We start from the raw sequence: 20,775 nt of genomic DNA on the forward strand, positions 1-20,775 counted from the left end.
GAAGGGGGGGCGCAAAACCGGCCGATTTTACATGGCGCGAGGTCACGTCCGCCAAATCCGGGCGGGGCAGGCGCTCGGCTCTCTACAATGCCGCATGCCTGACGCCCCGCACGATTCTTCTCCCGCCGCCGCCGCACCAGACGCCAAGGCCGCGCTGGCCTGGGCGCATACCGCGCGGTTTTTCACAACGGCTGCCGAGCTCAAGCATCTGCCGCCGAGCAACCTGCCCGAGATCGCCTTCGTGGGGCGCTCCAACGCGGGCAAGTCCACCGCCATCAACACGCTGGCGCAGACCCGTCGCCTGGCCTTTGCCTCGAAGACGCCGGGGCGCACCCAGCACATCAACCTCTTTGCGCTCGGCCCGCGCGACGCCGCCGATGCGTTCTGGGCCGACCTGCCGGGCTACGGCTACGCGGCGGTGCCCAAGTCGGCCAAGGTGCGCTGGCAGCGCGTGATGGCGCATTACCTCGACGTGCGGCGCAACCTCGCCGGCGTGGTGATGATGGTCGACTCGCGTCTGGGTTTCACCGAGATCGACCGCAACTTGCTCGAATACGTGGCGCCGCGCGTGCGTACCGGCGAGGTCAAGCTGCTGGTGTTGCTGACCAAGGCCGACAAGCTCACGCGCTCCGAGGCGGCTCGCTCGCTGCAGGCCGCGCAGGCGGTGCTGGGCGAGATGGCCACGGACGAGTCCGACCTGGGCCTGGCGCTGTTTTCGGCGCTCAACAAGACCGGCCTGGAGGACGTGGCGCTCGCCTTGCGCCAGTGGGTGCTGGACGCGCCCAAGGTCGAAGACTTCCCCGAACTGCCGCCGCCGGTCGAGGGCGAGGAGATCGATGGCCCGGCGGGTGACGCCGCCGCGGCGAGCTGACGGGCCGCCAGCCGGCCGCCCGCGCTACGGCCGGCCGATGAAGAAGGTGATGCTGCTGCCGATGCTCGGCGCGTGGCTGGTGGCCAGGTAGATCGGGCCCAGCGCGGTGTCGGCGCCGAGGTAGGCGCTGAAGCTGTGGCGCAGATGCAGGGGGCTGATGTCGCGGCGGGCGCTCCAGGTGTTGCCGGCCTCGATCGAGCCGCCGGCGAACAGCCCCCGCGCGTAGGCCGGCGTGGCCAGCCGGGCGTAGTAGCCGAGGCGGCCGAACAGCAGGTTGTTGCCGTTGAGCTGGTTGGGCGAGTAGCCCGACAGCTGCTGAAAGCCGCCCAGGCTGAAGTGCCCCAGGCCCGGCGCGGTGTGCTGCGACGAGGCGCCCACGCGAGCGGCCAGGTCGATCGTGTGCGCGCCCCAGGTGTAGACCGCGTTGCCGTCGGCATACAGGCGCGAGAAGATGGCCTTGTCGTTGATCGTCTGGCTCGACGAATCGCCCAGGTAGCCGTGCTGCCCCTCCATGGTCAGGCGCCAGCCGTGCTGCGGGAAGAATGCGTAGTCGAGCTGGTCGAACACCGCGCGCAGGCGCAGGCCGGTTTCGTTGACGCGCTGGGTGCGCGTCGGCCCGCTGAACTCGGCGGAGTACAGCTCGGGGTCGTCTCGCAGGTGGTCTTGGTAGACGCCCAGGCGCAACTCGCCCAGCTCGCGCCAGCCGGTGCCCACATCGAGGCCGGCATTGAGGTCATAGCGACTGATCTCGCCCGTGGTGCGGGAGTCGGTGTCGGAGTAGACCTTGATCTGCTGGCCCGACATCGAGCCGTACGCCGACGCGAAGGGCCGCAGCCCGAACGGGTAGGTGTGGTCGGATGGTCGATAGAGCTCGGTGTACCAGCGCGGCTGCGTGCCCAGGCGCACCACGTTGCGCCACTCGCTGCCGTTGTCGTCGAGCCAGTGGCGGTTGTGCGCCAGCTTGATGTTGAACTTGTTGTTGCCGCGCGTGTCGGTGGCGAGATCGAGCCCCATGTAGAGGTAGTTGGGCCCCCAGGGCTTTTCTTCGAGATCGAAGGCCAGGCCTTCCTCGCCGGCGGCGTTGCGCACCAGTTGGTAGTCGGCGCGCATGTAGTCGCCGCTGGCGGCCAGGCGGCGCGTGTCGCGCACGGCGCGGGCCTCGTCGAAGACCTGCGCGGGGCGCGATTCGAGCAGTTCCATCTGCTGCTCGGGGTGGCTTGCCTGTGTGCCGTCGAAACGCACGAAGGCCAGTTGGGGCGCGGGCGTGTCGGGCGCACGCCGGGCCTCGCGCCAGCGGGCGTAATCGGCCGGCGACAGCGCCAGCGGGCCCAGGCGGAAGACGAAGGCCTCGGTCTGCAACTCGCCTTGGCCGATGAGCTCGCTGGCGCGGGCGAAGTCGGCCGAGGTGAGGCCTTCGAGCTTGGGCGCGATCAGCACGTCGCCCGGCTTGAGCGTGGCCAGGCTGCGCTGCACGTTCTGCTCGGTGAGGATGGCGATCATCTGCGTGGTCACGCCGACCAGCGAATTGAGCGTGTCGCGTCCGCCGATGGGCGTGCCGATGTTGACGACGATCAGCACCTCGGCGCCCATGGCGCGGGCCACGTCGATCGGCAGGTTGTCGACCAGGCCGCCGTCGCCCAGCACGCGGCCGTTGACCTCGGTGGGCGCGAACACGCCGGGCACCGACATGCTCGAGCGCAGCGCCAGCGCCAGGTCGCCGTCTTTCAGCACCACGGGGGCGCCGGTTTCCATGTCGGTGGCGACCGCGCGAAACGGAATCGGCAGGTGGTCGAAGTCGCTCACGTGGCGCACCGGCAGCGTGTAGTGGCGCAGCAGCGATTCGAGCCCGCGGCTCGACACCGTGCCCAGCGGCGCGTGGAACTCGCCGTTGCGCAGGCCCATCTCGATCAGCGGCGAGACCTCGAAGTCCTGCTCCTTGCGGCGCTGCGAGAGCTCGGTGCGCTCGACGCGGCTGGCGAAGACGTTGTCCCAGTTGACCTTGCGCAGCTCGGTCTCGATCTGGTCAGCGCTCATGCCGCTGGCGTAGAGCCCGCCGATGATGGCGCCCATCGATGTGCCGGTGATCAGGTCAACCGGGATGTGCTCGCGCTCCAGCACCTTGAGCACGCCGACGTGCGAGATGCCGCGCGCGCCGCCGCCCGACAGCACCAGGCCGATGCGCGGTCGATGCGTGGCCGGGCCGGGCGCGGTCGACGGCACCGGTTCGGCGCGCAGCGGCACGCTGGCGCTCGCCAGCAGGATCAGCCCGGCGACGATCGGGCGCAGGCGCTTCATGGGTTGGATCGCTGGGCGATGTCGGCCAGTAGCGCATCGACGGCGCGCTCGACCAGGTTGCGGGCCTCGAGCGCATTGGCCAGGCGTTCGTCCACCAGACGCTGCAAGGCTCGGCGGGTCAGGGCCCGGGCCTGTCCGGGTGCCGGGCCGCCGAACACCCAGTGCTCGCCATCGTCGCTTTGCCACAGCAGCCGCACGCGCACCCAGCTGCCGCCCGAGAACAGCTCGACCCAGGTGCCGGGCTGGGCGCGTTGCAGCCAGGGCGCGGCGGGGTGGTCGCTGCTGTGAGCCTGGTCGAGCAGGGCGGCCGGCACGGTGTCGAGCGAGGCCAGGTCGAACACGGTGGGGGCCGCGCCGGCCGGCGTGGCGGGGTGGTAATCGGGCTCGTCGCGCAGGCGCTGCACGATGTCTTCGGGGCTCAGCTCCGCCGGGGCGTCGGCGGGGCGCAGCGGGCGGCTCAGCAGGTCGTGGTGGTGCGCCATCAGCGAACCGAGCAGGGCTTCGCGTTCGCCCTCGGGCAGCTTGAGCGCCTCCAGGCTCTCGCGCAGCAGCCGCGCCACCTTGGGGATGCGCTGCAGCAGTTGCGCCCGCTCGCTCACGCTGCCGGGCGGGCGCAGGCTGGCGACGAGTTGCTCGATGGTGTCGAGATACGGCGCCGCGCCGGCTTCGCCTTCGAGCGCAGCCTGCGTGGCCGCGGCGCGCACCCAGGGGCCGTAGAAGAAGCGGCGCAGGTCGTCGTCGAGCTCGACGCCCACGAGTTGCGCCACCACCTCCTGGTGGATCAACGGGGCCAGCTGGTTGCGCGCGGCGGCCACGTGGAGCTTGTCGATCACGTCGGCCACCTGCTCGCGTTCGCTGCGCAGTTGTTCGTCGATCAGCGCCTGCACATGCTTCAGGGCGCGCTCGTGGGCCTGCGGGTCGGCATCGACGTGGGTCACCAGCTCGTGGATCGGGGTGTCGAGCGCGGCCAGGAAGGCGCGCAGCCGGGCATCGTGCGCCTGGGTGTAGCCCAGCGTGTGGCTGGCGATCAGGTTGAGCAGTTGCCAGGTGGGGTGGTGGTAGTCGTCGAGCAGCTTGGTGTCGGACAGCGCCATGCCCAGCACGCTGGCCTGCAGGCGCCCCAGCACGGCGCGCACCTCGGGCAGCAGGCGCGGGTCGGTGAGGATCTTGTCGAACAGCTGCGCGAGCAGGGCCACCACCTCGCGGTCTTGATCGTGGCGGGCGGCCGCGAGCAACGCGCTCTCATGGGCGCGGATCAGGTTTTCGGCGGGGGGGGCGGGCTGACCGGAGGGCGGCGTCCAGGCGCCGGGCTCCTGCTGCCGCTGGTCTTGCGTCAGCTGTTGCAGCACCGCGTCCAGCCGCGCCTGGGCCTGGCTGCTCAGCACCGCGCCGCCTGGTCCGTTGAGTGACAGCAAGTGGCCTTCGAGGCGCTCCCACCCGGCGGCAGCGCCTGCCGACGTGCCTCCGCCGGGGCTGCCGCCGAAGCCGCCCACGCCCGGGCCGGCGGTGCGTTGCCAGACTTGGGCTGCGCCGGTGCCAGCGATGACGGGCGCCTGCGCGCCGCCGCGAGCTTGCCAGGCGGCGGCGCGCAGGTCGTCGAACGCGCCGGGCCGGGTGACATCGAAGCCCGAATGCGGCGGGTCGGCTTCGCGGCCGGCCGACGGGGTGAGCACCGCGCGATAGGCGGCCGGGCGCACGCCCCAGGCTTCGAGTTGGCGCAGCGCGTCGGCGTAGACGGTCTTGAGTCGCGCCGCCAACGGCTGGCTGATGGCGCGCATCAAGGCCAGCCGCGCGGCGGAGGTCAGCCCCAGGGTCTGGATGCTGGCCCACAAGGCGCGGGCGATCACTTCGGGGCGGATCGGGTTGGCGTCGGGGCGCACGGTGGCGTCGCCGCGCAGCGTGGACGTGCGCGCCATCAGCTCCTGCAATTCGGCTTCGGCCTGGTTCTCGGCCAGCTGGATGGCGCGCAGCACTTCGATGTCTTGCTCGGCCTCGTCGGCATCCACCAGCGACCAGCTGTTGATGTCGTTGCCCAGCGTGCGCGCGGCGTGGCCGCGGGATTCGTCCATCGCGCTGTCGATCCGCTGGCGCAGCTCGACCACGAAGCCGTCGATCAGGCGGCGCGACGAGCCCTGCAGCGCGATGACGGCCTGGCCGACCGCCTCGCGCGGGTGCGAGACGAGCGCCGGATTGTGCGAATCGAGCAGCGCCTGGAGAGCGTCTTGCGACACGTCGTGCAGCCAGCGCGGCGCGTGGGTGAGGGCGTCTTCGACGAAGCGTTGCAGCGGCCCGGGTGCGGTCATGCCGCCGACTTTAGCCCAAGCGCTTCATTTCCAGCGCGGCATTTGAGCCACAGCAAGGCTGGAGGAAAAAGAGCCGCATTGCTGCGGCTCTTTTCAGGGGGCTTGAGCGCGAGGCTCAGGCGCCGGGCATTACATGTCCATGCCCATGCCGCCCATGCCGCCGGGCATGCCGCCGGCTGCGGGAGCGTCTTCCTTCGGCGCTTCGGCCACCATGCACTCGGTGGTCAGCATCAGCGAGGCCACCGAGGCGGCGTTTTGCAGCGCGGTGCGGGTCACCTTGGTCGGGTCCAGGATGCCCATCTCGATCATGTCGCCATAGGTGTCGTTGGCAGCGTTGAAGCCGTAGTTGCCCTTGCCGGCCAGCACGGCGTTGATCACCACCGAGGGCTCGCCACCGGCGTTGGCCACGATCTCGCGCAGCGGGGCTTCGATCGCCTTGAGCACCAGCTTGACGCCAGCGTCCTGGTCGGCGTTGTCGCCAGAGATGGCGCCCGCCGCTTGCTTGGCGCGCAGCAGGGCCACGCCACCGCCAGCCACGATGCCTTCTTCGACGGCAGCGCGAGTGGCGTGCAGCGCGTCTTCGACACGAGCCTTCTTCTCTTTCATTTCGACTTCGGTGGCAGCGCCGACCTTGATCACGGCCACGCCGCCAGCCAGCTTGGCCACGCGCTCTTGCAGCTTCTCGCGGTCGTAGTCGCTGGTGGCTTCTTCGATCTGCACGCGGATCTGCTTGACGCGGGCTTCGATGTCAGCCGCAGCGCCGGCGCCGTCGATGATGGTGGTGTTTTCCTTGCCCACTTCAACGCGCTTGGCTTGGCCCAGGTCGGCCAGGGTGACCTTCTCGAGCGTCAGGCCGACTTCTTCGGCGATGACCTTGCCGCCCGTCAGGATGGCGATGTCTTCGAGCATGGCCTTGCGACGGTCGCCGAAGCCCGGAGCCTTGACGGCCACGACCTTCAGGATGCCGCGGATGGTGTTGACCACCAGAGTAGCCAGCGCTTCGCCATCGACTTCTTCAGCGATGATCAGCAGCGGACGACCGGCCTTGGCCACTTGCTCCAGCGTGGGCAGCAGATCGCGGATGTTGCTGATCTTCTTGTCGAACAACAGCACGAACGGGTTGTCCAGCAAGGCGGCTTGCTTTTCGGGGTTGTTGATGAAGTAGGGCGACAGGTAGCCGCGGTCGAACTGCATGCCTTCGACGACGTCCAGCTCGTTGTTCAGGCTCTTGCCGTCTTCAACGGTGATCACGCCTTCCTTGCCGACCTTGTCCATGGCTTCGGCGATGATGCCGCCGACGTCGGCGTCAGAGTTGGCCGAGATGGTGCCGACCTGGGCGATTTCCTTGCTGGTGGTGGTGGCCTTCGAGGCCTTCTTCAGCTCGGCGACCAGGGCGGCAACCGCCTTGTCGATACCGCGCTTCAGATCCATCGGGTTCATGCCGGCGGCCACGTACTTCATGCCTTCGCGCACGATGGCTTGAGCCAGCACGGTGGCGGTGGTGGTGCCGTCGCCAGCGTTGTCAGACGTCTTGGAAGCGACTTCCTTGACCATCTGGGCGCCCATGTTCTGGAGCTTGTCCTTCAGTTCGATTTCCTTGGCCACGGACACACCGTCCTTGGTCACGGTGGGGGCGCCGAACGAGCGCTCGAGCACCACGTTGCGGCCCTTGGGGCCCAGGGTGACCTTGACTGCGTTGGCCAGGATATTCACGCCTTCGACCATGCGGTGACGGGCGTCTGCGCCGAAAACGACGTCTTTAGCTGCCATTTAGATTTCTCCGAATTTCAAGAATTGGGTGGGGTGAGAGTGATCGATGCTCGATTACTTCTCGACGACGGCGAACAGGTCGTCTTCTTTCATGACCAGCAACTCTTCGCCATCGACCTTCACGGCCTGGCCCGAGTACTTGCCGAACAGCACGCGATCGCCGACCTTCACGTTCAGGGCGACGAAATCGCCCTTGTCGTTGCGCTTGCCCGGGCCCACGGCCAGGACTTCGCCTTGATCAGGCTTCTCGGCGGCGGCGTCGGGGATGACGATGCCCGAAGCGGTCTTGGTTTCTTGTTCGAGGCGCTTGACGATCACGCGATCATGCAAGGGACGAAGTTTCATTTCAGCTCCTAAGTCGTAGCTTGGTCATGGATCCACTTGGATCCGCATGGATATGGAACAAGGTGTGAGTGTGTGCTCACGTTCCAATGGCTGGCGCGAGGGTGCGCCGCCATCAGCGGTGTTAGCACTCGGTTTGGTTGAGTGCTAATGGATTGAATTATAGGGACGCTTGCCCGGCTTTCAAGAGGCGGCAAAGGTTTTGACCTGGGTGGTCGGGCGTGAAAACTTGGGGTTGAGCCGTGTCGTGATGGCCGGTGAGAACTGATGGCGCTCAATTCGGTAACAGAATGGCCGAAAAGGTTAGGGCGGCCACGTCATGGCCGTTTGGTAGATTGCCCGGACGGTTCTTGGTTCGTCGGTTGGCACCATACGAGCACATTCATGCTGAAAAAGATCCCCGTGTCCCAGCTTGCGCAAGGCATGTTCATTCATGCTTTCGAGGGCTCGTGGGTGGACCACCCGTTCTGGCGTACCAAGTTCGTGATCCGCGACGACGCCACCTTGCGCAAGGTGTGGAGCAGCGGCGTCAAGGAATGCTGGATCGATACCTCGCAGGGCAGCGACGTGTCCGCGCCCGAGTCCGAAGGGGTGACGCCGCTGCGCGCGGTGCCTGAGATCATCTCGCGATCGCAGCCGGCCGAGCCCGAACCCGTAGAGCGCCCCGAAATCGGCGAGCCGACGTCGATGTCCGAGGAAATCAAGCGGGCGACGGTGCTGTGCAAGCGCTCGAAAGAGGCCGTGCAGTCGATGTTCAAGGAGGCCCGGCTGGGCAAGGCGGTGGACGCCGAGGCCTGCATGCCGCTGGTCAACGACATCGCCGATTCGGTGTACCGCAACCCCGGCGCGCTGGTGAGTCTGGCCCGGCTGAAGACGGCTGACGAATACACCTACATGCATTCCGTGGCGGTGTGCGCGCTGATGGTGTCGCTCGGACGGGCGCTCAATCTGGACGAAGCCCAGTGCCGCGAGGCCGGTCTGGCGGGCCTGCTGCACGATCTGGGCAAGGCGGCCACGCCGCAGGAGGTGCTCAACAAGCCGGGCAAGCTGACCGCCGAAGAATTCGAGATCATCAAGCGGCATCCGGTGCTGGGCTACGAGATGCTGCTGACGGGCAAGTCCGTCAGCCCCGGCGCGCTTGACGTGTGCCGGCACCACCACGAGCGCATGGACGGCACGGGCTACCCCGACCGGCTGCCCGGCGATCAATTGACCTTGCTGGCGCGCATGGGCGCGGTCTGCGATGTCTACGACGCCGTCACGTCGAACCGGCCTTACAAGGCGGGCTGGGATCCGGCCGAATCGATCGCGCAGATGGCCTCCTGGAAGGGACACTTCGACCCCATGGTGTTCCAGGCTTTCGTGAAGAGCCTGGGTATCTACCCGACGGGCTCGCTGGTACGCATGCAGTCGGGCAAGCTGGCGGTGGTGGTGGAGCAGAACCCGCATGCCCTGACGGCGCCGAAGGTCAAGGCGTTCTTCTCGATCAAGTCGGAGATGCCGATCGCGACCGAGATCCTGGATCTGTCGAAATCGAGCTGTCGCGACCGCATCGAGGCGCGCGAATCGCCGGCGAAGTGGAAGTTCTCGCACCTCGACGAGCTCTGGGCAGGCGACGAGGCGGCCAAGCGGCGCTGACGCCCCGCGTCGGGCGTCTCAAGCCTGGGCCAACCGGCCCGATTCGGCTTGCAGACGGGCCAGGGCGGCCCGGTATTCGGTGGGCGGCAGGATGCGCCAGCGCGCGCGCAGGGCGTCGAGGCTGTCCGCCAGCATGTCTTCGATTGGTTGCCCGGGGATCCAGGCCGCATACCGGCCGTGGCGGTAGGCCTGGCGCACGGCGCGGGTCACTTCGGGCAAGGCCAGGTTGCGGCGCATCTGCAGCGAGCCCACCAGGGCCAGCGCTCCGAAGCTGCGGGTGCCTTGCTGGGGGTAGCAAAACGCCATCATGCACAGCTCGCCCAGCAGGTCGCGGCCGTAGCCGGTCAGCACGTGAAAGAGGTCGTGCATGTCGCGCAGTCGGTTGCACAGAAAGGCCTCGTCAGACGAATCGCCTTCAGCGAAGCGCTGGGGCTGCGCCACCAGTGCCGCGCGCTCGGCCACGCTGGGCGGCTCGGCGCGCATGAATTCGGCGTAGCCGCGCCCCAGCGAGTCGCGCGGCAGCAGATCCAGCGCGGCGCGGTTTTGCAGGATGGCGGCCAGCGAGCGGCGCTGTTGCAGCACCTTGCCGCCCGTCGGGTGGCGGCTGAAGCGTTGCACCAGGCGTGCGCCAGAGCGACCGCGCAGGGCTTCGGTGAGCAGCCAGAACTGCTGCGCGTCTTGCGGGTCGTGGCGAAGCCGGCGCAGGGCCCGCAGCGCGATCAGCGGCTGGATGCGCGGGCTGTCGTCCTCGGTGGCGTGCATGACGGGCTCCCTCTGTTTTTGTTGAAGGAGCACTGTCGCCCAGGTGTCACGCCTTGATTTTCGGGATAACCCTGTGTCCCCACCTAAGGGGGCGAGGGCAAGGGGGCGGACGTGACGACTTGTGTCGCATCGGGCCGGTCAGCCGGCGGGGTTGTCGCTTTCGCGCAGCACCGCCAGCGCTTCGTGCGACCACGCGACCCAGCCTTCTTCATAGCCCAGGCCGGTGCGCAGGATGAGGTGCTGGATGCGCGCCTCGCGGGTGGTCAGCTTGTCGGGGCTGAAGTCGCGTTGTTCGATGGCGCGGTAGGCCAGCAACTTGGCTTCGTGCATGGACAGGTGGCGCTCGATCTCGGCTTCGAGCCCGATCGGGCCCATGACGGCATCGGCCCGCAGCCGCACGATGAGTTCGTCGCGCAGGTCGGGGGCGGGCGATGGCTCCAGCGCCCAGCGGCGCAGCTCCTTCTTGCCGGCGGCCAGCACCGAATACAGCCGCTTGCGCGTCTTGCCGCCGTCGGGCGCGGCCTTGGAGGCGATCCAGCCGGCTGCCTCCATGCGCGCCAGCTCACGGTAGATCTGCTGGTGGGTCGCGTGCCAGAAAAAGCCGATGGACTTGTCGAAGCGCCGGGCCAGGTCGTAGCCGGACGAGGATTTTTCGAGCAGGGACGTAAGCAGGGCGTGGGCTAGCGACATGCCGGCAGTCTAGAGAGTCGAGTCTGACTATGCAACTCGTTGCATAAAAAAATGAGATCATCTATATTGCTGCAACTGGTTGCATAGTGGCCTGCACGGCCTGCAACCGTTTTGATCCGATGTATCGCTCCCATCGATTTTCATTAGAGAGACAACCCATGGCGACCTACCCCCACCTCCTGCAACCGCTCGACCTCGGCTTCACCACGCTGCGCAACCGCGTCCTGATGGGCTCGATGCACTTGGGTCTCGAAGAGGCGCCCAATGGCTTCGCCCGCATGGCGGCCTTCTACGCCGAACGCGCCGCCGGTGGCGTGGGCCTGATCGTGACCGGCGGCATTGCGCCCAACGACGCGGGGCGTGCCTACATGGGCGCGGCCAAGCTGACCACCGACGAAGAAGTCGAGCAGCACAAGCCGGTGACGCAGGCCGTGCACGCTGCCGGCGGCAAGATCGCCATGCAGATCCTGCACTCGGGCCGCTATGCCTTCCATCCGGCGCTGGTGGCGCCCAGCGCAATCAAGGCGCCGATCTCGCCGATGGCGCCGCACGAGCTGACTGCGGCCGAAATCGAGCAGACGATCGAAGACTACGCCCACTGCGCGGCCATGGCCCGGAAGGCGGGTTACGACGGCGTCGAGGTGATGGGCTCCGAGGGGTATCTGATCAACCAGTTCGTCGCGGCGCGCACCAATCAGCGCACGGATGAGTGGGGCGGTTCGTACGAGAACCGCATGCGCTTCGCGGTCGAGATCGTCAAGCGCGTGCGCGAGCGCGTGGGGCCCGACTTCATCATCATCTACCGCCTGTCGATGCTCGATCTGGTCGAGGGCGGTTCGAGTTTTGACGAGGTCGTGCAACTGGGCGTGGCCATCGAGGCCGCCGGCGCCACCATCATCAACACCGGCATCGGCTGGCACGAAGCCCGCATCCCGACCATCGCCACCAGCGTGCCGCGCGCCGCGTTTGCCTGGGTCACCGAGCAGATGAAGGGCAAGGTCAAGATCCCGCTCGTCACCACCAACCGCATCAACACGCCCGAGGTGGCCGAGCAGATCCTGGCCGATGGTCAGGCCGACATGGTGTCGATGGCGCGTCCGATGCTGGCCGATGCCGCGTTCGTCAACAAGGCGGCGGCCGGCAAGGCCGACGAGATCAACACCTGCATCGGCTGCAACCAGGCCTGCCTCGACCACATCTTCAGCGGCAAGATCACCTCGTGCCTGGTCAACCCGCGCGCCTGCAACGAGACCGAGATCCAGATCGTCCCGACCGCGAAGCAGAAGCGCGTGGCGGTGGTGGGTGCCGGCCCGGCGGGTCTGGCCGCCGCGACGACCGCCGCGCAGCGTGGTCACGCGGTGACGCTGTTTGAAGCCGACAAGGACCTGGGCGGCCAGTTCAACGTCGCCAAGCAGGTGCCCGGCAAGGAAGAGTTCTACGAGACGCTGCGCTACTTCCGCAAGCAGATCGAGCTCACGGGCGTCAGCGCCCGCTACAACACCCGCGTGTCGGCCGACGATCTCGTCAAGGGCGGCTTCGACGAGGTCATCCTGGCCACGGGCGTGGCGCCGCGCACGCCGGCCATCGAGGGCGTCAATCACCCCAAGGTGCTGAGCTACCTCGACGTGCTGCGCGACAAGAAGCCGGTGGGCCAGACCGTGGCCGTGATCGGCGCGGGCGGCATCGGCTTCGATGTGTCCGAATACCTCACGCACGAAGGTGAAAGCCCGTCGCTGAACATCACCAAGTTCAACGAAGAGTGGGGCATCGGCTCGACCGACACCCACCGTGGCGGGCTGGCCCAACCTCACGCGCCCAAGCCCGCGCGCCAGGTCTATCTGCTGCAGCGCAAGAGCAGCAAGGTGGGCGACGGCCTGGGCAAGACCACCGGCTGGATCCACCGCACCGCGCTGAAGAACCGCAACGTTCAGATGCTGGCGGGCGTCACCTACAACAAGATCGATGACGCCGGCCTGCACATCACCTACGACGGCAAGGACCAGGTTCTGCCGGTGGACAACGTGGTGTTGTGCGCGGGCCAGGAGCCCCTGCGCGAGCTGCAGGCGGGGCTGGAGGCGGCCGGCCTGAAGGTGACCTTGATCGGTGGCGCCGACGTGGCCGCCGAGCTCGACGCCAAGCGGGCCATCAAGCAAGGCATCGAAGTGGCGGCGGCGCTGTAACGCGGCGCGGCCATGTCGATGCCCAGTCAAACAACGGAGCAAGCAATGAGCGACTTCACCTCTGAAACGGTCACCATCACCGTTGACCAGCACGTTGCCACCGTGCGCCTGAACCGGGCCGACAAGGCCAACGCGATGAGCGCGGCGATGTGGCAAGACATCCGCAAGGCCTTCAACTGGGTCGATGCCCAGCCCGAGGTGCGCGTGGCGATTCTCGAAGGCGAAGGCAAGCACTTCACCTCGGGCATCGACCTGCAGATGTTCATGAACCTGCTGCCGCAGATCAAGAACGAGTGCGAGGCCCGCACGCGCGAGAACCTGCGCCGCGTGATCCTCGACATGCAGGACACGCTGACCAGCATCGAGCGCTGCCGCAAGCCTGTGCTCGCCGCCATCCACGGTGGCTGCATCGGCGGCGGCGTCGATCTGATCTGCTGCACCGACATGCGCTACTGCTCGGCCGATGCCTATTTCTCGATCAAGGAGATCGACATCGGCATGACGGCCGACGTCGGCACCCTCCAGCGCCTGCCCAAGCTCATCGGCGACGGCATCGTGCGCGAGCTGGCCTACACCGGCCGCAAGGTGGATGCCGCCGAGGCGCGCGAGCTGGGCTTGGTCAACCGCGTGTTCGACTCGCGCGAGGCCCTGCAGGCCGGCGTGCGCGAACTGGCGGCCACCATCGCCGCCAAGTCGCCCTTGTCGATTCGCGGCACCAAGGAGATGCTCAACTACTCGCGCGACCACTCGGTGGCCGACGGGCTCAACTACATCGCGACCTGGAACGCGGCGATGCTGATGTCCAACGACCTCACGGCCGCGATGATGGCGGGCATGAGCAAGCAGACGCCGACCTTCAAGGACTGAGCGGTCCGCGGCCCGGAGGGGGTAGCATCGTTGCTGATTCGACCGTTCCCGAGGCTAATCTCATGCGTTTGACCTTTCTCGGCGCCACCGGCACCGTCACCGGATCGAAAACCCTGGTCGAGGCGGGCGACAAGCGCATGCTCGTCGATTGCGGCCTGTTCCAGGGCTACAAGATGCTGCGCCTGCGCAACTGGGAGGCGCTGCCTTTCGACCCCGCCAGCCTCGACGCGGTGCTGCTCACCCACGCCCACATCGACCACAGCGGCATGCTGCCCCTGCTGACCAGGCAGGGTTTTCGCGGCCCGATCATCGCCACCAGCGCCACGGCCGATCTGTGCGAGATCCTGCTGCTCGACACCGCGCACTTGCAAGAAGAAGAAGCCGCCTACCGCAACCGCCACGCCGCCACCAAGCACCAGCCGGCCTTGCCGCTCTACACGGTGGAAGACGCCAAGGCCTGCCTCAAGCAGTTTCAGCGCGTGAGCGTCGGCTCCGTGGTGGATCTGGGCGGGGGCGTGCAGGTGCAGTACACGGCGGCGGGGCACATCCTGGGCGCGGCCAGCGTGCGAGTCGAGCACGGTGGCCGCAGCACGCTGTTCTCGGGCGATCTGGGGCGCGACGACGACCTCGTGATGCTGCCGCCCGCCACGGGGCAGCGGGCCGATTGGGTGGTCACCGAGTCCACCTACGGCGACCGATTGCACCCCGACAACGACCCGACTGAAGAACTCGGCGCCATCGTGCGGCGCACGGCGGCGCGCGGCGGCCTCGTCATCATCCCGGCCTTCGCGGTGGGGCGCACGCAAAGCCTGCTGTACGCGCTCTACAAGCTGCGCGAGCAGGGCGCCATTCCGTACATGCCGGTGATCCTCGACAGCCCCATGGGCATCAACGCCACCGAGCTCTACATGCGCCACGCCGGCGAACACCGCCTGAGCCATGAAGACTGCGAGCACATCACCCGCATGACACGGCTGGTGCGCTCGGTGGACGAATCGAAAGCGCTGCTCAACGAGCACGGCCCGCGCGTCATCATCGCCGGCAGCGGCATGGTCACCGGCGGGCGCGTGCTGCATCACCTGTTCCACCACGCCGGCGATGCCCACAACACCATCGTGCTCAGCGGCTTCCAGGCGGGGGGCACGCGCGGCGCCGATCTGCTGGCCGGCGAGCGCTCGATCAAGATCTTCGGCGACTACGTCAAGGTGCGTGCCGAGGTCGCGCAGATCGAAGGGCTGTCGGCCCACGCCGACCAGGCCGGCTTGCTCGGCTGGCTGAAGGCGCTGGAGCGTCCGCCCCAGCGCGTGTTCATCGTGCACGGCGAGCCCGCCGCCGCCGACCAGCTGCGCCGGCGCATCGACGAAGACCTCGGCTGGGACGCCTGCGTGCCCGACTACCGCGACACCGCCGAGCTCGGCGAGGCCGCCTATCGCGCCCACCGCGACGCGCCGCGCCGCAAGCCGCGCGCGGCCTCTTGATGCCTCCCCGGCAAGCGGCGCACACTATGTCGCAGCCATTGATCCGCCAGGATCGCCCGGCTTCTTGAAACGACCTTCACAGGAGATCTTCATGCCTGCGCCCCGCGTACCCGCCTCCCCGCTTGATGCCGCCACCGTCGCCACGCTGCATGAGCGCTTGCAGCAAATGGAGCGCGATCTGCAGGCGGGCATCGCCCATCAGCGATCGCAACTGGCCACGCACGACGCAGCCACGTCGAACGCCTTCGTGGCCGGCAACGAAGGGGCGCTGACCAGCGAGTCCGACGACGAGGCGCTGGCCATGCTGTCGCACGAAGAGATCGAGTGGGCGGCAGTGCAGGCGGCGCTGGCACGCATCAAGGACGGACGCTACGGTTCGTGCGCGCAATGCGACGAGCCAATCGGCCGCGAGCGTCTGATGGCCGTTCCCTATGCCACCTTGTGCGTGGCGTGCCAGCAGTCGGACGAATCGCGCGGCCATGGCGGGCAGGCGCGGGCGCGCTGAAAGCGCCCCTCATGAGGGCTTGTCCTCGTTGGCTGGACAGGCGGGGGCAGGCTCTCTTGTCAAAGCAAAAAGGCGTGTGCTACGGTTGAATCAAAGCCAATAAAAATCAGATTCGACACGCTGTTCAGAAGCAGTCCTGGCCCCCGAGGCCGGCGGACTCGAAAGGTGCAGTAGGCGTGTGTGTGGCGACCGGGTGACCCGCCCGATCGCCGGGTTCGAAGAAAGAGGAGACCATGATGGCAACCTTGTTTCCGGACTCGCTTGGCGGAGATCTCCGTTCCCCGCTCGATCTGACGATGCTCTTGCTGCTTGAAGAGCGTTTGCACGACTTCAGCCGACAGTTGTCCGACCGCATCAAAGAGCAACGCGGGCAACTCGCCACCGAACTGTTGCCCTCCGTCGCCGGCAACAAGCTGGCGCACTTCGGCGCCGAGGCCATCCTGGCGCGAGTCGATTCCGATATCGCCGTGGCCGAAGACCGCCGCGACAACGATTGGGCCAACGATGCCCTGAGCAGCCTCAGCCGTGCCCAGCACGAATTGCAGGCCGTGCAAGAAGCGCTCAAGCGCATCCGCGAAGGCTTGTACGGCTGGTGCAAGCAATGCGGCGAACCCATCGCCCGCGACCGCCTGCTGGCGCTGCCCTATGTGTGTCTGTGCGATGTCTGCCAAGGCAAGACGCGACGCAGCCACGGGGTGCTGAGCCCCGTGCATTGATCGCGTCGCATCGTTGACGAGGCTGGCGGCTCAAGCGTGCAGGCGGCTGTGGCTGGGCACGCTGGCGAGCAAGAACTCCATCTGGTCGGCCAGGATGCGCCGGCCGCGCAAGATCATGTCTTCGTGCAGGCTCGGCACGTAGGGTAGGTACATCAGGCTCCAGCCCAGCTCTTCGGGCGTGCGGTTGCCCTTGCGGCCATTGCAGGGGCGGCAGGCCGTGATGCAGTTCATCCAGGTGTCGGCGCCGCCGCGCGAGGTGGGGCGGATGTGCTCGCGCGTGAGGTGGTCGGCATGAACGCGGTGACCGCAGTAGGCGCAGACGAAACGGTCGCGGGCAAACAGCTTGGGGTTGGACAGCGCCGGTTGCTGGCGCCAGGCGCGCGACGGAATGGCGCCACGCACGGCGATGATCGGGTGGACTTCAATGCGCGACTGCACGCCGGTGCGGCGTTGGATGCCGCCGCGCAGCACCGCGAAGGGGTTGCCCAGCGTCCAGGCCACTCCGTCCGATGCGTAGATCACGGCGGCTTCTCGGGCCGTGATCCAGGCTTGCGGGCGTCCTGAGACATCGAGTTGCAGCACGTCCATGATCTGAGCCACCTGGTCCTTCCTGTCGTTTGAACCATTGCACAGGGCGACGCATCGGCGCGAGGCGCATGCGTCGCTGATACGGCCGATGGTAGAGCAAGGTCGATGACAGACTCAACCGTGGCTGCCCGCGTCGAACGGCGTGCGTGGCCTGCACGTCAGCCCCCTAGAATGGTTTGATGATCTTTTGCTTCAAACCCGCGCGGTGGCGCATGGTTTCGTTGGTGCTGGGCGGCTGGGCCTGGATGACCGGGGCGCAGGCGGTGCCGTCGGCGGCTTCGTCGCCCACGACTGCACCGGTCGCGGCGTCGGCTCCAGCGGGCGCGGCTTCGGCGGCGCCGGTGGTGTCGGCCTCGGCGCAGCGCCTCTACGAGCAGGCCCGCCACCAGCTCGTGCAAGTGCGTACCCTGCTGCGCGGGCAGGACAGCCAGTCCTCGGTCGGCTCCGGGTTCTTCGTCGGCGCCGAGGGGCTGATCATCACCAACTACCACGTCGTCAGCCAGGTGGCCTTGCAGCCGCAGCGCTATCGCCTCACCTACGCCGGGGTCGATGGCCGCCAGGGCGCGCTCGATCTGCTGGCCTTCGACGCCGCCCACGACGTGGCGGTGGTGCGGCCCGTCGAGCCGGTCAAGCCGGCGATCCAGGGGCTGGCCTTTCGACCGCGCCAGACCCCGCCCGACAAAGGCGAGCGCATCTACTCGCTGGGCAACCCGCTCGACGTGGGCTTCGCCGTGGTCGAAGGCACCTACAACGGCTTGGCCGAGCGCGGCTTCTACCCGACCATCTTCTTCAGCGGCTCGCTCAACCCGGGCATGAGCGGCGGCCCGGCGCTCGACGGCTCCGGGCAGGTGATGGGCGTGAACGTGGCCACGCGGCTCGACGGTCAGCAGGTGAGCTTTCTGGTGCCCGCCGAATTTGCCGAGAACCTCGTGGCGCGCGCTCGAAGCGCCAAGCCGATCCGCGAGGCGGCCTACCCCGAGTTGACGCGTCAGCTGCTGGCTCACCAAGAGGGCCTGACGGCGCGCTTCATGGCCCAGACCTGGCGCTCGGCCGGTCACCCTCGCTACAAGATCCCGGTGCCGCAGGAGACCTTCATGCGCTGCTGGGGCAGCAGCACGCCGCCCGACGCCAAGGGGCTCGAATACGAGCGCTCCGACTGCGCGATGAACCAGTCGCTGTTCGTCACCGGCGGCATGGACACCGGCAACCTCTCGGTGCGCCACGAAACCTACGACGGCCGCAAGCTCGGCACCTGGCGGTTCGCGCGCCAGTACTCGCAGAGCTTTCGCAACGAGTTCTTCAGCGGCGGGCGGCAGCGCACGGCGGCGCAGTGCAGCGAGCGCTTTGTCGACCGCGACGGCCTGCCGCTGCGCGCCGTCGTGTGCCTGAACGCCTACAAGAAGCTGCCCGGCCTGTACGACGTGGGCGTGCTGGTGGCTACGCTGGATGCCAAGACCTCGGGCGCGCAAGGTCGCTTCGACGCCCGCGGCGTCAGCTTCGACAACGCGCTCAAGCTCGCCGATTTCTATCTCAAGGGTTACGGATGGACTCAAGCACCCCGGTCGCGCTGATCGAGCGTGTGGATCGCGACGGCCACGTGCTGCAAAGCACGCCCGTCTACCGCTGGCCGCTGCGTATCGGGCGCGCATTCGAGTCCGACTTCGTGCTCGACGACCCGCATGTGGCCGCGCACCATGCCGTGCTCGACGAAGTGGGCGGCGTGCTGCAACTCAGCCTCGGTCAGACCATCAACGGCGCCATGGTGGGCTCGCACCACCTGCAGGCCGGGCAAAGCCGCGCGCTCGACCCAGGCCAGGCCTGGCGCATCGGCTCGACCCGGCTGCGCGTGCGCCGCGCCGCCGACCCCGTGGCGCCCGAGCGGCCGCTGGCTCGGCACCTGGCGCTCACCGCCACCACGCCCGCCGTCACGGCCTGGGGTTCGCTGGTGCTGTGGGGCCTGGCGACCTTGCTCTGGATGCTGGGCGAGCAATGGCTGGGCAACGACCCCGGCACGCCGATCACCAGCTACCTCACCGCGTCGCTGGCCATGGTCATGGGCGTGGGCACCTGGGCGTTCTTCTGGGCGCTGGGCAGCAAGCTGTTCCAGGGCCATCTCGACTACCCCACGCATCTGCGGCTGGCCTTGCGCTACGGGCTGCTGTGGTCGGTGGTGGTGGCCGTGTTGCCGACGCTGGCCTTCATGACCGGCTGGACGGGCCTGTCGCGCGTGGCCGATGCCGTGGGCGCCCTGGTGCTGTGCGTGCTGGTGTGGTCGCATCTCAGCCTGATCCTGCCCGGGCATCGTCAGGCGCTGGTGGCGGGCATGGCGGCGCTGTACATCAGCGGGCTTGGCCTGAACATCTGGTTCAACGAGCAACGCACGGGGCGGGTGTTCTCGGAGCTGTACGCGTCCACCCTGCTGCCGCCGTCCTGGCGTCTGGCCTCGGCCGGCGCGCCCGCGGCGCTGCTGCAAGACGCCCGCGCCCTCAAGGCCCAGCTCGATCGGCAGGCCAAGGACGACAACGCCGACGACGTTGGCGAGGCAGCGGACGCTGACTGAGCGCACGCGGTTGCGGTCTTAGGGATGGATCGCCGGGGCGCCCGGCCTCAGCATGAGCGCGAGATCGGCTGGCTTGATCTCGCGTGGGTGCCGTGCCTCGATGTCATATCGCAGGGCGCGGTCGATTCCTGAGGCGTCAAGAATGAGGGCGACGATGAGCGCAAGCAGCACCAACGGCAATGGGCAGCTGGGCTGGCCCTGGACGGTCAGCTGGCCGCTCGAAAACGGCGGCATGCCGAGCTTCAATTTCGCGCCCGAGCGCCTGTGGCAGCCGATCAATCCGGGCTGGAATTTCGGCAACGTCATCATCAACGGCAGCAATTCGAGCGCGCCCGAGTTGGAGCAGACCATCGTCAGCCGCCACAGCTATGGTCGCCAGATCGGGCGTCTGGTCGACGCGGTCAAGGTGCTGGTCGACAAGGTGCCGGGCGCGAAGACCGACCAAGGCGTCAAGGACTTCTTGAAGCTGGTGAATGAGCTGCGCGACATTCGCGAAGAGTCCCGGCACGAGCGCCTGGCGCGGCTGCGCGATCAGCTCAGCGCACTCAAGGCAGAAGACCCCGCCGCCTGGGCCAGCCTGATGCAGGCTGGTCGTTGAGCCGGGCACGGCGCGCTACAGCGCCAGCACCTTCAGCCCGGTGATCGTGCTGATGCGCGCCGCCACGATCGAGGCTTCGGCATCGTCGGGCGTGCTGCCCAGGTGCAGGTTGTCGAACCAGCCGCGGTGCAGCGCGATGGCGTAGCCGGACACGTGGCCGCTGTCGTCGTGCAGCGCGCGCACATCCACCGAATGCAGCTGCTCAAAGCGCGCCAACACGCGGTCGCCGCGCAGCACCACGCGGCGGGCGGCGTCGAAGGTGTGGGTGCGCGTCGTCCAGAGCCAGCCCGACTCGATCACCAGCCGGGCGGGGGAGTCGAGCCGGATGTGCAGCCCGCCCGCGCCGCCCTGCTGCAGCAGATTCCACAGTCGCGTGAACAACGCGGGAGCGGACATCGGTCAGGAGGGGATCGGCTGCCGGCTTACTCGGCCGCCTTGGTGGTCTTCTTGGCGGCGGCTTTCTTGGCGGCGGGGCGCGGCGCGCGGGGCTCGAACTCGAAGCCGACCTTGCCGTCCTTGGCGTTCCACACCAAAAACGCCTTGAACTTGCGCCGCGTCTTGTTCGACACGAAGTTCTCGAGCAGATCGGTCTTGCCGCCGTGCAGCAGCTTG

Annotated in this window: 19 protein-coding genes; 10 read left to right on the forward strand and 9 right to left on the reverse strand. The window is 67.8% G+C overall.

The annotated features are described in order from the left end of the window. The first annotated feature begins 94 nt into the window (after positions 1 to 94). Positions 95 to 871: a ribosome biogenesis GTP-binding protein YihA/YsxC gene (gene yihA, locus ACE3SS_RS07245; protein ID WP_374592499.1), complete on the forward strand. Its 777-nt coding sequence runs from the start codon at positions 95 to 97 to the stop codon at positions 869 to 871. A gap of 24 nt (positions 872 to 895) precedes the next feature. Here yihA and ACE3SS_RS07250 read toward each other — a convergent pair whose 3' ends face one another. The 4 genes from ACE3SS_RS07250 to groES form a co-directional block, all read right to left on the reverse strand. Then, entirely contained in the window at positions 896 to 3,166 is a 2,271-nt protein-coding gene (locus tag ACE3SS_RS07250) for a patatin-like phospholipase family protein (RefSeq protein WP_374592500.1), read from the reverse strand. Further along, positions 3,163 to 5,469, reverse strand: a complete 2,307-nt coding sequence (locus ACE3SS_RS07255; RefSeq protein WP_374592501.1) for a DUF1631 family protein — start codon at positions 5,467 to 5,469, stop codon at positions 3,163 to 3,165. Before ACE3SS_RS07255 ends, ACE3SS_RS07250 begins: the two co-directional genes overlap by 4 nt. Positions 5,470 to 5,598: 129 nt before the next feature. Next, a complete protein-coding gene (gene groL / locus ACE3SS_RS07260) occupies positions 5,599 to 7,239 on the reverse strand; it encodes a chaperonin GroEL (RefSeq protein ID WP_374592502.1) in 1,641 nt (546 codons plus the stop codon). Positions 7,240 to 7,293: 54 nt separating this feature from the next. Then, positions 7,294 to 7,584 carry a co-chaperone GroES gene (groES, locus tag ACE3SS_RS07265; protein WP_374592503.1) on the reverse strand — a complete coding sequence of 97 codons (291 nt, stop codon included), beginning with the start codon at positions 7,582 to 7,584 and terminating at the stop codon, positions 7,294 to 7,296. Positions 7,585 to 7,965: 381 nt separating this feature from the next. Here groES and ACE3SS_RS07270 point away from each other — a divergent pair, with 381 nt between their 5' ends. Next, positions 7,966 to 9,219: an HD-GYP domain-containing protein gene (locus ACE3SS_RS07270; RefSeq protein WP_374592504.1), complete on the forward strand. Its 1,254-nt coding sequence runs from the start codon at positions 7,966 to 7,968 to the stop codon at positions 9,217 to 9,219. Between the two features lie 18 nt (positions 9,220 to 9,237). On the opposite strand, the gene ACE3SS_RS07275 is transcribed toward ACE3SS_RS07270, so the two are convergent. After that, positions 9,238 to 9,981 (reverse strand): Coq4 family protein, encoded by a 744-nt coding sequence (locus ACE3SS_RS07275; RefSeq protein WP_374592505.1) that lies wholly within the window; start codon positions 9,979 to 9,981, stop codon positions 9,238 to 9,240. 138 nt (positions 9,982 to 10,119) lie between these two features. Beyond that, positions 10,120 to 10,671, reverse strand: a complete 552-nt coding sequence (locus tag ACE3SS_RS07280) for a PadR family transcriptional regulator (protein WP_374592506.1) — start codon at positions 10,669 to 10,671, stop codon at positions 10,120 to 10,122. Between the two features lie 158 nt (positions 10,672 to 10,829). Between ACE3SS_RS07280 and ACE3SS_RS07285 the strand changes: the two genes are divergently transcribed. From ACE3SS_RS07285 to ACE3SS_RS07305, 5 genes are all read left to right on the forward strand, one after another. Further along, a complete protein-coding gene (locus ACE3SS_RS07285) occupies positions 10,830 to 12,851 on the forward strand; it encodes an FAD-dependent oxidoreductase (RefSeq protein ID WP_374592507.1) in 2,022 nt (673 codons plus the stop codon). A gap of 45 nt (positions 12,852 to 12,896) precedes the next feature. Then, complete coding sequence (locus ACE3SS_RS07290) at positions 12,897 to 13,718, forward strand: crotonase/enoyl-CoA hydratase family protein (RefSeq protein WP_374592508.1); 822 nt, start codon at positions 12,897 to 12,899, stop codon at positions 13,716 to 13,718. 62 nt (positions 13,719 to 13,780) lie between these two features. Continuing rightward, complete coding sequence (locus ACE3SS_RS07295) at positions 13,781 to 15,196, forward strand: MBL fold metallo-hydrolase RNA specificity domain-containing protein (RefSeq protein WP_374592509.1); 1,416 nt, start codon at positions 13,781 to 13,783, stop codon at positions 15,194 to 15,196. Between the two features lie 91 nt (positions 15,197 to 15,287). After that, positions 15,288 to 15,701 (forward strand): TraR/DksA family transcriptional regulator, encoded by a 414-nt coding sequence (locus tag ACE3SS_RS07300; protein WP_374592510.1) that lies wholly within the window; start codon positions 15,288 to 15,290, stop codon positions 15,699 to 15,701. 236 nt (positions 15,702 to 15,937) lie between these two features. Next, a complete protein-coding gene (locus ACE3SS_RS07305; protein ID WP_374592511.1) occupies positions 15,938 to 16,417 on the forward strand; it encodes a TraR/DksA family transcriptional regulator in 480 nt (159 codons plus the stop codon). Positions 16,418 to 16,447: 30 nt separating this feature from the next. Here the strand turns inward: ACE3SS_RS07305 and ACE3SS_RS07310 are convergent, their stop codons facing one another. Next, positions 16,448 to 17,005 (reverse strand): HNH endonuclease, encoded by a 558-nt coding sequence (locus tag ACE3SS_RS07310; protein ID WP_374592517.1) that lies wholly within the window; start codon positions 17,003 to 17,005, stop codon positions 16,448 to 16,450. Positions 17,006 to 17,217: 212 nt separating this feature from the next. Between ACE3SS_RS07310 and ACE3SS_RS07315 the strand changes: the two genes are divergently transcribed. From ACE3SS_RS07315 to ACE3SS_RS07325, 3 genes are all read left to right on the forward strand, one after another. Beyond that, positions 17,218 to 18,576: a serine protease gene (locus ACE3SS_RS07315; protein WP_374592512.1), complete on the forward strand. Its 1,359-nt coding sequence runs from the start codon at positions 17,218 to 17,220 to the stop codon at positions 18,574 to 18,576. Beyond that, positions 18,549 to 19,565 carry an FHA domain-containing protein gene (locus ACE3SS_RS07320; protein WP_374592513.1) on the forward strand — a complete coding sequence of 339 codons (1,017 nt, stop codon included), beginning with the start codon at positions 18,549 to 18,551 and terminating at the stop codon, positions 19,563 to 19,565. Before ACE3SS_RS07315 ends, ACE3SS_RS07320 begins: the two co-directional genes overlap by 28 nt. Before the next feature lie 154 nt (positions 19,566 to 19,719). Further along, complete coding sequence (locus ACE3SS_RS07325) at positions 19,720 to 20,163, forward strand: hypothetical protein (protein WP_374592514.1); 444 nt, start codon at positions 19,720 to 19,722, stop codon at positions 20,161 to 20,163. Between the two features lie 15 nt (positions 20,164 to 20,178). Here the strand turns inward: ACE3SS_RS07325 and ACE3SS_RS07330 are convergent, their stop codons facing one another. Beyond that, the gene (locus ACE3SS_RS07330; protein ID WP_374592515.1) at positions 20,179 to 20,559 is read right to left on the reverse strand and encodes a hypothetical protein; all 381 of its coding nucleotides are present in this window, start codon (positions 20,557 to 20,559) and stop codon (positions 20,179 to 20,181) included. Between the two features lie 26 nt (positions 20,560 to 20,585). Further along, positions 20,586 to 20,775, reverse strand: a 190-nt coding sequence (locus ACE3SS_RS07335; protein ID WP_374592516.1) for a topoisomerase C-terminal repeat-containing protein, incomplete at its 5' end; no start/stop codon positions are given.

This window comes from Aquabacterium sp. (assembly GCF_041915145.1).
In the GTDB taxonomy this organism is placed as follows: Bacteria; Pseudomonadota; Gammaproteobacteria; order Burkholderiales; family Burkholderiaceae_C; genus Aquabacterium.

Excerpts from the sequence above, each read along its gene's own strand:
- ACE3SS_RS07325 (WP_374592514.1), top strand. The coding sequence starts at position 19,720 with ATGAGCGCAAGCAGCACCAACGGCAATGGGCAGCTGGGCTGGCCCTGG.
- ACE3SS_RS07280 (WP_374592506.1), bottom strand. The coding sequence starts at position 10,671 with ATGTCGCTAGCCCACGCCCTGCTTACGTCCCTGCTCGAAAAATCCTCG.
- ACE3SS_RS07290 (WP_374592508.1), top strand. The coding sequence starts at position 12,897 with ATGAGCGACTTCACCTCTGAAACGGTCACCATCACCGTTGACCAGCAC.
- ACE3SS_RS07320 (WP_374592513.1), top strand. The coding sequence starts at position 18,549 with ATGGACTCAAGCACCCCGGTCGCGCTGATCGAGCGTGTGGATCGCGAC.
- ACE3SS_RS07275 (WP_374592505.1), bottom strand. The coding sequence starts at position 9,981 with ATGCACGCCACCGAGGACGACAGCCCGCGCATCCAGCCGCTGATCGCG.
- ACE3SS_RS07250 (WP_374592500.1), bottom strand. The coding sequence starts at position 3,166 with ATGAAGCGCCTGCGCCCGATCGTCGCCGGGCTGATCCTGCTGGCGAGC.
- ACE3SS_RS07310 (WP_374592517.1), bottom strand. The coding sequence starts at position 17,005 with ATGGACGTGCTGCAACTCGATGTCTCAGGACGCCCGCAAGCCTGGATC.
- groL (WP_374592502.1), bottom strand. The coding sequence starts at position 7,239 with ATGGCAGCTAAAGACGTCGTTTTCGGCGCAGACGCCCGTCACCGCATG.
- ACE3SS_RS07300 (WP_374592510.1), top strand. The coding sequence starts at position 15,288 with ATGCCTGCGCCCCGCGTACCCGCCTCCCCGCTTGATGCCGCCACCGTC.
- ACE3SS_RS07330 (WP_374592515.1), bottom strand. The coding sequence starts at position 20,559 with ATGTCCGCTCCCGCGTTGTTCACGCGACTGTGGAATCTGCTGCAGCAG.
- groES (WP_374592503.1), bottom strand. The coding sequence starts at position 7,584 with ATGAAACTTCGTCCCTTGCATGATCGCGTGATCGTCAAGCGCCTCGAA.
- ACE3SS_RS07305 (WP_374592511.1), top strand. The coding sequence starts at position 15,938 with ATGGCAACCTTGTTTCCGGACTCGCTTGGCGGAGATCTCCGTTCCCCG.
- ACE3SS_RS07285 (WP_374592507.1), top strand. The coding sequence starts at position 10,830 with ATGGCGACCTACCCCCACCTCCTGCAACCGCTCGACCTCGGCTTCACC.
- ACE3SS_RS07315 (WP_374592512.1), top strand. The coding sequence starts at position 17,218 with ATGGTTTCGTTGGTGCTGGGCGGCTGGGCCTGGATGACCGGGGCGCAG.
- ACE3SS_RS07295 (WP_374592509.1), top strand. The coding sequence starts at position 13,781 with ATGCGTTTGACCTTTCTCGGCGCCACCGGCACCGTCACCGGATCGAAA.
- yihA (WP_374592499.1), top strand. The coding sequence starts at position 95 with ATGCCTGACGCCCCGCACGATTCTTCTCCCGCCGCCGCCGCACCAGAC.
- ACE3SS_RS07270 (WP_374592504.1), top strand. The coding sequence starts at position 7,966 with ATGCTGAAAAAGATCCCCGTGTCCCAGCTTGCGCAAGGCATGTTCATT.
- ACE3SS_RS07255 (WP_374592501.1), bottom strand. The coding sequence starts at position 5,469 with ATGACCGCACCCGGGCCGCTGCAACGCTTCGTCGAAGACGCCCTCACC.